The following is a 12,744-nucleotide window of genomic DNA, read 5'->3' on the forward strand; positions in this document are numbered from 1 at the left end:
TACAGTCGCTTTGAAAGCGTAGTCAATAACTTTTAAATAAACTTAATAGATTTTTTTTAAAACTTAGTTAACCTTTTAGTTCATTAAGACGAGATGAAAGTGATATATTATTTACTTCAGTTACCTTTCGTGTTACTTTATATAGAGATTAATAAACTTTACAGTATATGAAATTACTTTGAAAGAAGTGGATAAAATGCAATTGGAAATAGACAAGTCCTCTCTCGTTGTTTATGAAGCCTTGGCAAGTGAAGTACGAATAAAAATCATTCAGTTACTCTCCAAAAATAAGATGAACATCAAAGATTTGGCAGAAGAACTTAAAATAAGCAGTCCCATCGTAACAAAACACATTAAAAAGTTAGAAGATGCAGGAATCATAAAAACAGAAAAAGTTCCTGGTAAATCCGGAATGCAAAAAATCTCAATTCTTAGAGTCGACCATATTGAGATTAACTTCCCTAAAAAAATCTTTCATTCCTTTGCCTCCTATGAGACATCGGTGCCGATTGGTCATTATACGGATTATGATCTGAAGCCTACATGCGGACTTGCCACAGAGAAAGAGTTTATCGGCAGAGTAGACGAACCTAAATATTTCATGGATTCTAAAAGAGTCGATGCAGAGATTCTATGGTTTACCCAAGGTTATGTTCAATACAACATTGCCAATTTTCTGAAAAAAGATGAAACCTTACAGCAATTTGAAATTAGCCTAGAGCTTTCTTCCGAATTTCCATTTGCCAATGACGTATGGCCTTCAGACATCACCTTTTCTTTGAACGGCTTGGAATTAGGTACTTGGACAAGCCCTGGGGATTTTGCTGATGCAAGAGGTAAATTCACACCTGAGTGGTGGCCGCACAATATTAACCAGTATGGATTACTAAAAACGATTAGAATTACTAATCACAATGGAACATACATTGACGGTGACCCCATGTCTTCCGTTTCGATTGAGGATTTAGATACGACCTGTGACCGATGGACTTTCCGGATCGAAGTGAAGGAAGATGCAAAACACGTCGGAGGCGCTACAATTTTCGGAAAAAAATTCGGAAATCATGATCAAGATATCATGTTCAAAATGTATTACCTTTAAAATCTTCTAGTATGCACATGTATCAAGGTTGGTTCTTTCATGGGGGCGAACAACTAATTAGTATTTATTCTTCCTTAGCCCCCCTATCTGTACTGTGATATGAACCAGTTATCACTTTCCCCTATCCATCTCTTTATCGCCCACATTTCCCACCTTCTTTCACTTTCCACAACTCCAGTAGCAATCTACAGTACTTTTCATATGCTATCCAAACCCAACTACCTTTTGTTAATAAAATTATAAATAGATTCATAATTTCATAAATTTCTATTTGACTATATGCTAATATCATGCTTAAAATGAGAACAACATAAAACGTTTTCCACGATATGGTTTGTATAAACATAAAACAAATCCATTTTGGTTTGTGAAAAACGTTTTTTTAATTGCTCTATTGTAAGCGTTTTACATTTTTCGTACCGCCGCAATCTCTAATCAATAGAATCGGAGGATCATGAATTTGAGGAAAACAACTCGTAAGCTAACTGCTTCACTTCTTGCACTCACGCTGCTAGTACCTACACCATTCATTTCAGCAGCTTCTGCAAGCGATTCCAAAACAATCGCACCATCCACGCAACAACAGGCTGTCGATTATTCGGGCCACTGGGCACAGAAAGATTTTCAATCCTGGGTGGAAAAGGGCTTGATTTCAGGCTATGGAAATGGAGTTTACAAACCTAATCAAGAGATCACCCGCGCGGAATGGGTCACATTGATCAATCGGGTCTTTAATTTGCAGGAAAAATCAGAAATTGCCTTCACGGATGTACTGGAGTCAGGTGCTTATTACAGCGATATCCAGAAAGCTTCGGCTGCAGGATATGTATCAGGATATAGCGATGGCACCTTCCGACCAACACAGGTAGTAAGTCGTCAAGAAGCCGCGGTTATGCTGTACAGACTATTCCAGCTCAATTCTTCTGCAAATACCTCTGCACCAAAAGATGTTGAAGATTTACCCTCATGGAGCCAAGAAGCTGTATTATCTTTATTTGGTGAAGGTTATTTGAATGGTTATAGTGACGGCAGCTTTAAAGGCGCAAAAGCCGTAACAAGAGCGGAAGCACTGCGTATGATTGAGAAGTTGGCCGGGGAAATCACTTCTAAGAGCGGGAGTTATACGGGGATTACCACTCAGAATATGGTAATTAGTAACCCGGGTGTTGAGTTGAACAACTCCACCATCTCCGGAAACCTGTATCTTACCGAAGGTATTGCAGAAGGTGATATCACGCTGAATAACGTCACTGTTAAAGGAACAATATTCGTATCCGGCGGCGGCGAAAATAGTATCGTACTTAGTAACTCTAATGCAGGTGACATGGTTGTAGATAAGCGTAATGGGAAACTCCGCGTCGTTACTAAAGGAACGAGTGCCGTACCAAGTGTACGTGTACATTCGGGTGTAATGCTTGAGGAAGATACTACTTTGACGGGAGCAGGCTTCGGCCGGGTCGTTATAGAGAATACGCTCCCGAACGATTCAATCATCAGGCTGAGAGGAAATTTTGATTCTGCTGAGGTACGAGCGGTAGGAGTGCCTACACTACATCTAGCCGCAGGCAATATTACTGAAGTTACATTGAACCAATTAGCCAAGCTGCGTGTAGATGCTGGTGCAGCAATCAAGAATCTTATCCTTGGTATAAACGATATGATTACTATCCAAGGCACCGGGAAGGTTAGCTTTGACAGTAAATACAGTAACTTAATCAAATTTGAAACACCTACTCCGACAGCTACGGCAACGTCTGGTTCTGGTAGTTCAGGTTCTGGTGGATCGGACGGCGGCGCTGTTGCTACACCTACTACTACTCCGGTTCCTACAGCTACAGTGACTCCTACTGCTACGCCGAGTCCGGGAGCTACAGCACCAGCACTCACCAATGTCTCTGTACATGATCCGTCGGTGGCTGTAGACAAAGGAACGTATTATGTGTTCGGGTCTCATATCGATGCGGCCAAATCGGATGATCTGCTGAACTGGACTCGTTTCACAAATGGTTATACAACACCGGGCAACGTACTCTTTGGTGATCTTTCCGCGAATCTGGCAGAATCCTTTAAATGGGCTGGAGAGAACGATTCTGACAGTAAAGGCGGATTCTCCATATGGGCTCCAGACGTTTTCTGGAATGAGGATTATAAGAATGCGGACGGAACCACTGGCGCTTACATGATGTATTACAGTGCTTCTTCCACTTACATCCGCTCAGCGATTTGCTTTGCCACTTCGCAAAATATTGAAGGTCCTTATACCTATGGAAATACCGTAATTTATTCCGGCTTCACCAAGGAAGAAGATTACGATACTAACAGCAAAATTAATAAAAAATGGACAAATACAAATATTCAAAAGCTTATTGATAACGGAATATTAGAAGATGCCAACCCAGATTGGTTTGACGCAGGCGGTTCATATAAGAACAAAACGTATACAAACGCAATTGACCCGACGTTATTCTACGATAAAGATGGCAAGCTGTGGATGACTTATGGATCATGGTCAGGCGGCATATTTATTCTAGAAATCGATCCAGCTACCGGCGAGCCAAAATATCCGGGTAAAGATGGAACGACCGCTGATGGACGTCTAATCGACCGGTATTTCGGTACCCATATTTCTGGCGGTATGACCAAATCGGGCGAAGGTCCGTATATCGTTTACGACAAGAATACAGGTTACTACTTCTTATACGTAACTTATGGAGGACTTGCGTCCGACGGTGGTTACAATATGCGTCAATTCCGTTCAATGAATCCGGATGGTCCTTATGTGGATGCTGCCGGACAAAGTGCAGTGCTGGCAACGACCAATGATCATTCGGCCATTGGCAACAAAGTTCTTGGTAATTTCATGTTCACGAACGTGAATAGTGATCCAGAATTCCAAACTTACGGCTATGTTGCATCAGGCCATAATTCAGTCAATTATGATGAAGAGACGGGTAAAATATTCAACTTCTTCCACACTCGCTTCCCGCAGCGTGGTGAAACACATGAGCTTCGTGTGCATCAAATGTTCACCAACGAAGATGGATGGCCGCTCACTTCTCCTCATCGTTACACTGGTGAAACTATCGCAGCTGTTATGCAGGAAGATGTTATTGGAGCTTACCAGTTCGTGAATCACGGGAAAGATACTTCTGCTAAAATTAAATCCACAACAGCTATCGAACTGCGAAGTGATGGAACCATTACAGGGTCCGTAACCGGTTCTTGGGAGCTAAAAGGAGAGTATTACGCCGACCTGCTCATCAATGAAATAGAAAACGGAGCTACTGTACAAAATCTCTACAAAGGTGTATTCGTAAAACAATGGGATTCCACTCGTCAGAGCAATGTTATGACTTTCACAGCCATGTCCAATAAGGGTGTTACCGTCTGGGGCAGCCAAATTGAACTGCTGAGTACAGATCAAATTGTATCCAATGTTAAAGATAGTTTAAGCTTGGGCAACACAAGTAAAGTATACAAAGATCTTACGCTCCCAACTGAGGCCGTAAGAGGAACAGTCATTACGTGGTCGTCTTCCAATGAAGCCGTAGTAGGAAACGATGGTTCAGTTGTTCGTCCTGAAAAAGGACTCGGAAACGCAACGATTGAACTTACTGCTACGATTGCGCTGGGTGAGTCTACTGCAACTAAGACCTTTACTATCATTGTAATGGAACTGACTGGAAATATACTGGAAGACGGTTTGGTGGCAGCGTATGATTTTGAAGGAGATCTTTCAGAGAACGGAGATCGTACTGATAAGGGTACAATTACCGGCAATCGGATTAACAATACTGGTGGGAACATCACCTATGAGACAGGTGAAGTTGGTTTTGCAGCTAAATTCGACGGTAGCTCCGGTATTCGCCTACCAAATGGTTTGATTAAAGGCAACACCTACACAATAGGCATGTGGCTTAACCCACAAGAACTGACTCAATTCACTACAGCCTTCTTTGGTGCTACAACAGATACGAATTGGATTAGTCTCTTGCCTTATGGAAACGGTGGAGCTACTACCCGGATGTGGTTTGGTAGCCAAACCTTCCACGATGCAGAAGCAGGCATGCAGATTCCAGTTAACCAATGGTCGCATATAGCTTTCACTTACGATGCCGGGACTGTGAAGCTGTATGTGAACGGAGTATTGAAGTACACTGGAAAAGGATTTACAGATGTATTTAACAGTGCAGATGCAGTATTCGCCCTGGGTGTAAACTACTGGGATATCCCATACAAAGGTTTGATTGATAACCTGCGTATCTACGAAAGTGCACTTTCCGCTGAAGCTGTAGACTTGCTGGTAAACGGTGAGCCTGACAGTAATATTAAAGTAAGTACGATAACCATCCGTGATGCTGAAATGGATGTGGCTGTGGGGAATACCTTTACCCCTCAAGTAAAAGTATTCCCTACCAATGCCGGAAATAAGAAACTTACTTGGAGTTCTAGTGATCCTAGCGCCGTTACAGTTGATGCTACAACCGGAACCGTAACCGCACTAACGGTAGGTGGCGAAGCAGTGATTACAGCCACTGCGGCTGATGGCAGTGGTGTCTCAGCAGACTATAAGGTAAACGTTACGGATGGAAAAGTAGCCTATTATGCTTTTGATGGAAACCTTGATGACTCCCTCCAATTGGTCGGTACTGGACAGGTTACGGGAATAAAAATCGAGGCTCCAACTGTAGGTAACATCACTTACGGTAACGGTATCACTAATCAAGCAGCAGTATTTGACGGGGTTTCCGGGATCCGGTTACCTAATGGATTAATTGACAGCAATACCTATACCGTATCTATGTGGTTAAACCCTGAGCAGCTTACTGATGCAACAACAACCTTCTTCGGTGCTGCTTCGATAAACAGCTGGATTAGCTTCGTTCCACAGAACGGCGCAGGTAAAACACTGCTATGGTCTGGCGAGGCGTGGTATGATGCTGTTTCCGCTATGAAGATTCCAGAGAATAAATGGACGCATGTAGCATTTGCGGTCAACAACGGTACCGTGAAGGTATACCTCAACGGAGTTGAGCAATTCTCCGGTGAGAGCTTCCCGAATGTATTTAAGAACAAGAATGGTGTGTTCGCTCTTGGCGTAAACTATTGGGACGTACCTTATAAGGGAATGATTGATGAACTGAAGATTTACAGCAGAGCACTCAAATCAGACGAAATACTGACCGAATATAACTCAAATGTAAATTAAGAGAATCATCATTTGGAAAGAGAGCGGAGCCTCAGGCTCCGTTCTTTTTATCTTAAATCACGCGATCAAAGTGAATGAGCGTCCAGAAATTTTCTCACCTTCGTATTGTAAAACAAGCATTTAAATAATATAATCATTAACTATACGTCTTGAACTAAATTGGAGGCCATCTATGAAACTTGACCTGTCGGAAGAATCTCTTCCCGTCTACGAAGCTTTAGCCAGTTCAGTTCGTCTGCACCTGCTGCGCTTGCTTGCCGAGAACCCAATGAATGTCAAGGAATTGGCCGCAGCGGTAAATTTGAGCAGCGCCATTATGACAATGCATGTGCGTAAGCTAGAAGCTGCAGGACTTATCCAGACACATATGGCACCTGGACGAAGTGGTCTGCAAAAGATCTGTACGCTGGCTGCTGAAAGTGCCGAGATCACCTTTCCAGGCAGACAAATTAATGAGCGCAAAAGCTACCGCAAGGAGATTCCTGTTGGGCATTATTCCGACTTCATGATCGAGCCTACCTGCGGTCTTGCCACTACAGAGCAAGTGATTGGCAGCTTTGATGATCCCCGTTATTTCTGGGATCTCGAGCGTATGAATGCTGGTATTCTCTGGTTCGGCAAAGGATATATCGAATATAAAATTCCTAACTTCCTTCTCTCCAGTCAACAGCCCGAGGAGCTAATCATTACGATGGAGATTGCCTCCGAAGCGCCTTCCATTAATAATAATTGGCCCTCCGACATCACTTTCACACTGAACGGAGTACAGCTTGGATTCTGGACAAGTCCGGGTGACTACGGAGATAGACGTGGTAAATACACGCCAGCTTGGTGGCCAGCACTCACGAATCAATACGGCCTTCTTAAGCAGCTGCGCATTACATCTAAAGGCACGTTTATGGACGGCCTGAAACTGTCCGACGTTACACTGGATCAAGTGAACATTCGCAACAAGCAATGGACTTTCAAGCTTTCCGTCGATGAAGAGGCCGAGCATATTGGCGGCATTACCCTTTTTGGCAAAGGCTTTGGCAACTATAATGATGATCTAATCGTTGAGCTGTTCTACACGGATACCCATGAATAAAGCCGCATTCATCTCCCGTTGGAGAGTCGAATGCGGCTCTTATTTTACCTTATTTCATGTTCAATGAAGGGTCCCCATAATCCGCCACCAGGCAGTGGACAGCCACGTTCCTTAAGCTTAGCTACAACAGGAATAATGCATCCACAAGCTACGCAAGTCACACTCTCATGCAGCTTAGGACAAGTCCCGCAAAGAGAAATCCGTTCAGCATAAACCTCATCTGGAACACAAAGCTCTGTCTTAAACATGGATGATGACAAGATACGCTCTATCTGTGCATCGGTAACCTTATAATCGTCACGACACCCCTTGCATGCAGATGTTGTTGACATGATAACACCACCTTATGCCTTCGGCGTAATCTCCAGCACAGTTACTGACATTGGAGCCAGCTCTACATTAAGAAGATCACCTTCAAGTGTAAAGGCTGTAAAAGCTTGCGGTACGACAGCATCTGGCTGAATAAATGTATTATGAGCATCTATCTTGTTACCTGTGAGCGTAGTGCCTGTCACTTCAACCTTCTGCCCGGAAAGGCCACGTAGCTCGAGGGGTACAGTAGCTGATGCAGCGTGATTCAAGTTGCAAAGACTGACATGAATGATCCCAGCGTCTGTTACGGAAGCTGAAGCAGATACTTCAGGAATCTCGCTGCCCTCAAAGCTGTAAGTCCCACTATCGATTGTTAACTCCAACAACTCAGCATCCTGATGGACTTTAAACATATTGAATACATGATAGGTAGGCGTTAGCAGCATTTTTTCTCCTTCGGTTAAAATCACTGCTTGAAGCACGTTAATGGTCTGCGCAATATTTGCCATCCGTACCCGGTCACTGTGTTTATGGAAAATATTCAGGGTTACGCCAGCTACAAGGGCATCCCGAATTGTATTTTGTTGATATAGGAATCCTGGATTCGTACCCGGCTCAACATCATACCAAGTTCCCCATTCGTCAACGATAAGGCCTACTCTTTTATCTGGGTCATATTTGTCCATAATAACGCCATGTTTAGTAATCAGCTCATCCATGCGAAGGGCCTTCTCCAAAGTGCTAAACCATTCACTAGTTTCAAAGCCTGTTGCTGCCCCTTTATTCTCCCATGCTGGACCAGGAATCGTATAATAATGAAGGGTAATCGAGTCCATAAAGCGTGTAGCTTCACGCATTAGAACTTCCATCCAGTGATAATCATCCACGTTAGGACCACAAGCGATCCGATGAATACGATTCTCCCCGTAATTACGTACATACGTCTGATATTGGCGATAAAGATCTGCATAATATTCTGGACGCATATTCCCGCCGCAGCCCCAATTCTCATTACCAACGCCAAAATAAGTGACAGCCCAAGGCTCTTGATGACCGTTCTGCTGGCGAAGCTCAGACATCGGTGAGACACCGCCAAAGGTTAAATACTCTACCCATTCGGACATCTCTTGAACCGTACCACTTCCCACATTACCATTGATATAAGGTTCACATTCCAGCATCTCACATAATTCCATAAATTCATGTGTACCAAAATGGTTGTTCTCAACCGTGCCGCCCCAATGCGTATTGATCATACGTTTACGAGCTTCGCGATCACCAATACCATCTTTCCAATGATATTCATCTGCAAAACATCCACCCGGCCAGCGAAGTACTGGAATTTGTATTTCTTTAAGCGCTTTCACAACATCATTACGAATACCGTTAGTGTTAGGAATCGGTGAATCTTCTCCGACCCAAATGCCTTCATAAATACAACGTCCTAGATGCTCAGAGAAGTGTCCATAAATATTTTTGTTTATCGTACCTTTACGAATGTCTGTATTAAGGATTGCGCGATCTGCCATGAATAAACTCCGCCCTTCAACATTTATATTTTTATTAACTAATTAATAATTATACAAATATTATAGAGCGGTCCTCAGCGATCCGTCAATCTCCAATATGAATGAATCTATTCTTTATCAATCGGTTTGTTTATCCCGTCTTCATAATAATCAAAAACGAGCTGCCGCTGCGTTCCTCTTACCCCGTAAAATACGTCGGAGATCCGTTTCCCCTTCCGTCTTAATTCGTTCTCCAGCCATTCTTTGGTCAGTCCATTATTCTCAAGATTCTCTTCAATGAGGACGCCATCCATAATTAACTCAACGGGAAAGCTCTGAGGAACCGAAAGAAGCTTCAAATCTTTTCGAGTAACATATTGATACTCTTGTTTCTTTAAGACGGATACCATTCCGTTATCTTCTAATACGGCATACTCTACTACCTCTAGATTAAAAATTTCTTTTTCCCTCAGTGCCTGATCCAAGGAGTCTAGCGAATACCTTACCTTTTTCATATTCCCTTCAAGAATTTTCCCGTTTTCAATAAGTACCGTAGGTGATCCTGAGATCCAGCTTCTCATTCTACGACTCTTTATAGCGATGATAGATAGTAGAAAAGACGTAGCAGTGATAACAATGAGCGCCACGATCATATATGACGACTTTAGGTCTTTATTAAAAGCCAGGTTTGCCGCAAGCGATCCTAATATAATGCCTGTCACGAAATCATGAAACGTCAAATTAGAAATCGTTTGTTTACCCAATATCTTAGCTATCACTAGCAGCATGATCATAGCGACCACAGTACGAAGAACAATATCCATATGCGCCTGCATCTCTAATGCTCCTTTCTATTCAATCCCCTATTATTCACAAACCAAGGTGAAATGAAACGTCATTACAATCGGTTTAATTTTAAGAGGTCATCCGGAGACTTCTGTAAACGTCAAAAGGGCTCTGGAATGGTTCTACTGAACCGTCCCAAAGCCCTAGCTACGAATGCTTATTTTTCAGTCTTGATTGCAAGCAGATTGTGCAGAATCATTGCGCTTTCAGCTCGAGTTGCTGAGCCTCCCGGATCGAATTGCCTGTCACTTCGACCCGGGATAAGTCCAAGGGCTTGAGATTGACCGAACTATAATTGACTGCAGCTTTCGATTCTCCATTGACATACGCATCTTCAGAAACATACAGCTTCGTCTGGTTCCGAATCGGAAGGCTCGGTGCAGTACCATCCCGATCATTACCACCATGTGACCGTACAGTTCATCTATCGACGGGATCATTTCAAGACAAGCGCGTTCCATAAATTTATCGAATTATTGCAGCAAAAACCCTGAAGACTCGTATGATGAGTTTCTTCAGGCTTTTTTACATGGCACCGTTATGATCACCTGTGCGCCGCCTTCGACACGGTTTCCTGCTTCGATATGCCCTCCGTGCTTTGTAATGAGCAACTGTGCTGTATACAATCCAAGCCCGGAATGACCTTTGTCTAGAGATCTAGACGGATCCCCCGTGTAGAATTTATCGAACATCCGCCGCAAATCAAGAGCGCTGAACCCCTTCCCCGTATCCTTCATGTCAAAGGTAATCTGCGTCTCCTCTACGATGACCGTCCACTCGATCCTTCCCTCCACTGGCGTAAATCGCAAGCTATTGGTAATCACGTTATCGAATACTTGCTCCAACCGTGATGTATCCACAAGAAACTGCTGTTCTTGGTCGCATCGCCTATTCACATAAGAGAAGTCAAAAGCAATCCACTTCTCACGGCATAACAATGCGTATTCATCTTTTTTCCGCTCACAGAAGGCGAGTAAATCCGCTCTCGTATACTGGAGGACAAAATCAGGCGTGTCGATTTTATTCATGAACAGCAATTCCGTCAGCATTTTGTCCGCACGCTGCGTACTATTCTGAATGGTTAACAAGTACTTCTCCAGCCGTTCGGGACGGCGTGCACCGCTCTCGATTAAATTGTCTACATGACCTTGAATGATCGTCAGCGGCGTCCGCAAATCATGGGCAATCGCAGAGATCATGTCGCGTCTCTCCTGCTCCAGCTTCCACTCCCACTTCAAGGATTGCTCCAGCGCGATCCGCATCTCTTCGAAGGCATCGGAGAGCTCGATCAGCTCCTTCGACCCACCTGCTCCTGCGACGGAGAAATTCAGGTCATTTTGCTGGATTCGTCTAGCTCCCCCGATGATCCGTGCGATCGACGGTTCGAGCCGTTTACCCAATTTTCTCGCGAAAATAAAAGAGAACAAGACGATGAAGAAGAACGGTGCGATCAAACTGCACAAAATAAGCATAACGAGCAGCCCGTTTCCAGGGTTGTTGGAGGATACACTTAAACTGTATCGTAGCACCAGCATCCCCTTTAATTTTTTCTGCGAATCAAGGATCGGGTGGTAATTGATATATTTCCCGCCCTGTTTCTCGCTACGGTTCAGCTTGCTTAGCACATCCTCCGGGCTGTTGACGAAAGTCTGCCCCTTCCAGCCGTAGACGATTTGCCCCTTCAGATTCACGATTTGATACTGCATGCCTTTCGTCAGAATAACATGTTCCAACGCATTCTGCTTTGAAGGAGATAATAAGGCGTCTTTTTGCTGATCTACATAACCTAGAATCTGGGGAATTTGCTGCTCATAATAGTTGGCTGGTAGAATGCTCTTGTCCGTTTGATTAATCAAAGCATAAAGCGTACCGCCCCAAACCAGCATCGAGCCGATGAAGCTATAGAAAAGAACGAGTGTAAATGCGCCCATAAACTGTCTGCGCAGCGGTTTTCGACTTGCCTTTACTTCCTTTCGAATCTGTACCCTACCCCCCATACCGTTGTAACAAAGGTCTTCTCCGGTGCTGCGCACGCCAGCTTCGCCCGGATATTTTTGATATGTTCGGTAATTGTGGCTGCTTCTCCCTCCGCATCGAATCCCCAGATCTTCTCATAGATTTGTTCCCGCGAGAATACTTGATTCGGATGCATGAAGAGAAGCCGGAACAATTCGAACTCCCGGCTGGTCAGCGGAATCGGAAGGTTCTGGTAGAATACCTGATGGCTGTCCAGATCCATCGTGAGATCGCCATGGTGCAGCAGCTTCGGTTGATGATCAAGATGGCTCCGCTGCTCCCGACGAAGATGCGCTCTTATTCTCGCCTTCAATTCTTGCATGCTAAAAGGCTTCACGATATAGTCATCGCCACCGACGGCGAGGCCTTGGATCCGATCCGCTTCATTGGAGCGCGCGCTTAAGAACAGAATCGGACACGAGACCCGGTCACGTATCGCTTGGCATACTTCGAGCCCATCGAGATGCGGCATCATAATATCCAGGATGATTAAGTCGGGCGTCTCTCCCAGTCGATCGAACACTTCCTTGCCGTCATAAGCCACTGATACCTCATACCCATCATCCTGAAGCGCATCGCGCATAAATCCGACGATTTCTCGCTCATCATCGGCGATTAATATCTTTTCTCTCATCTCTTGAATTTCCTTTCGCGTCTATCAATC

At 44.1% G+C, this 12,744-nt stretch carries 8 protein-coding genes; 3 read left to right on the plus strand and 5 right to left on the minus strand.

Annotated features, from left to right (window positions below; translation table 11 throughout):
* Positions 1 to 196 precede the first annotated feature (196 nt).
* The 3 genes from NSQ29_RS19585 to NSQ29_RS19595 all read left to right on the plus strand — a co-directional run bounded on the left by NSQ29_RS19585 (position 197) and on the right by NSQ29_RS19595 (position 7,398).
* Complete coding sequence (locus NSQ29_RS19585; protein ID WP_042186035.1) at positions 197 to 1,102, plus strand: ArsR/SmtB family transcription factor; 906 nt, start codon at positions 197 to 199, stop codon at positions 1,100 to 1,102.
* A 460-nt stretch (positions 1,103 to 1,562) separates the two neighbouring features.
* Positions 1,563 to 6,311 carry a LamG-like jellyroll fold domain-containing protein gene (locus NSQ29_RS19590; protein ID WP_341125874.1) on the plus strand — a complete coding sequence of 1,583 codons (4,749 nt, stop codon included), beginning with the start codon at positions 1,563 to 1,565 and terminating at the stop codon, positions 6,309 to 6,311.
* Positions 6,312 to 6,483: 172 nt separating this feature from the next.
* Positions 6,484 to 7,398, plus strand: coding sequence for an ArsR/SmtB family transcription factor (locus NSQ29_RS19595; protein ID WP_042186033.1), 915 nt, complete (start codon positions 6,484 to 6,486; stop codon positions 7,396 to 7,398).
* A 44-nt stretch (positions 7,399 to 7,442) separates the two neighbouring features.
* Here the strand turns inward: NSQ29_RS19595 and NSQ29_RS19600 are convergent, their stop codons facing one another.
* The 5 genes from NSQ29_RS19600 to NSQ29_RS19620 form a co-directional block, all read right to left on the minus strand.
* Positions 7,443 to 7,730, minus strand: a complete 288-nt coding sequence (locus tag NSQ29_RS19600; protein WP_042186032.1) for a hypothetical protein — start codon at positions 7,728 to 7,730, stop codon at positions 7,443 to 7,445.
* A gap of 12 nt (positions 7,731 to 7,742) precedes the next feature.
* On the minus strand, positions 7,743 to 9,239 hold the full coding sequence (locus NSQ29_RS19605; protein WP_341125875.1) for an alpha-N-arabinofuranosidase: 1,497 nt from the start codon (positions 9,237 to 9,239) through the stop codon (positions 7,743 to 7,745).
* Positions 9,240 to 9,346: 107 nt separating this feature from the next.
* A complete protein-coding gene (locus NSQ29_RS19610) occupies positions 9,347 to 10,054 on the minus strand; it encodes a DUF421 domain-containing protein (RefSeq protein ID WP_042186028.1) in 708 nt (235 codons plus the stop codon).
* A gap of 525 nt (positions 10,055 to 10,579) precedes the next feature.
* Positions 10,580 to 12,061, minus strand: coding sequence for a sensor histidine kinase (locus tag NSQ29_RS19615; protein ID WP_341125876.1), 1,482 nt, complete (start codon positions 12,059 to 12,061; stop codon positions 10,580 to 10,582).
* Positions 12,028 to 12,714 carry a response regulator transcription factor gene (locus tag NSQ29_RS19620; RefSeq protein WP_076284294.1) on the minus strand — a complete coding sequence of 229 codons (687 nt, stop codon included), beginning with the start codon at positions 12,712 to 12,714 and terminating at the stop codon, positions 12,028 to 12,030. Before NSQ29_RS19620 ends, NSQ29_RS19615 begins: the two co-directional genes overlap by 34 nt.
* Between the last annotated feature and the right edge of the window lie 30 nt (positions 12,715 to 12,744).

The organism is Paenibacillus sp. FSL F4-0236, assembly GCF_038000135.1.
GTDB lineage: Bacteria > Bacillota > Bacilli > Paenibacillales > Paenibacillaceae > Paenibacillus_AQ.

Bases quoted from the DNA above. Each gene is read 5' to 3' on its own strand.
- NSQ29_RS19605 (WP_341125875.1), bottom strand. From the start codon at position 9,239: ATGGCAGATCGCGCAATCCTTAATACAGACATTCGTAAAGGTACGATA.
- NSQ29_RS19610 (WP_042186028.1), bottom strand. From the start codon at position 10,054: ATGCAGGCGCATATGGATATTGTTCTTCGTACTGTGGTCGCTATGATC.
- NSQ29_RS19620 (WP_076284294.1), bottom strand. From the start codon at position 12,714: ATGAGAGAAAAGATATTAATCGCCGATGATGAGCGAGAAATCGTCGGA.
- NSQ29_RS19595 (WP_042186033.1), top strand. From the start codon at position 6,484: ATGAAACTTGACCTGTCGGAAGAATCTCTTCCCGTCTACGAAGCTTTA.
- NSQ29_RS19615 (WP_341125876.1), bottom strand. From the start codon at position 12,061: ATGGGGGGTAGGGTACAGATTCGAAAGGAAGTAAAGGCAAGTCGAAAA.
- NSQ29_RS19600 (WP_042186032.1), bottom strand. From the start codon at position 7,730: ATGTCAACAACATCTGCATGCAAGGGGTGTCGTGACGATTATAAGGTT.
- NSQ29_RS19585 (WP_042186035.1), top strand. From the start codon at position 197: ATGCAATTGGAAATAGACAAGTCCTCTCTCGTTGTTTATGAAGCCTTG.